Origin of the sequence: Cognatundibacterium luofuense, assembly GCF_018139685.1 — a bacterium.
Classification (GTDB): Bacteria; Pseudomonadota; Gammaproteobacteria; order Burkholderiales; family Burkholderiaceae_D; genus Undibacterium; species Undibacterium luofuense.
Window position 1 is genome coordinate 1 of record NZ_JAGSPN010000546.1, and the last position, 297, is coordinate 297.

1 protein-coding gene is annotated in these 297 nt (G+C 50.2%); it reads left to right on the top strand.

Going from position 1 to position 297, the window contains the following annotated elements; all coding sequences use genetic code 11:
• Positions 1–297: M13-type metalloendopeptidase (locus tag KDM89_RS21600; protein ID WP_329604728.1), on the top strand; the 297-nt coding region annotated here is incomplete at both ends.

Here is a 297-nt window from a genome sequence, read left to right on the forward strand (position 1 = left end):
CGGTAGACCGTAGCGTCTGGCATATGACACCACAAACGGTGAATGCCTACTACAGCCCAGAAATGAATGAAATCGTATTCCCGGCAGCACGTCTGCAAGCACCGCTGTTCAATGTCGATGCCGAAGATGCCTTCAATTACGGCGCACTCGGCATTTCTATCGGCCACGAAATCAGCCATGCGTTTGATGACTCCGGCTCGCAATACGATGGTGATGGCAATCTGCGCGACTGGTGGACTAAAGAAGACCGTGAAAAATTCAATGCACGCACCAAGATTCTGGTCGAAAAATACAATG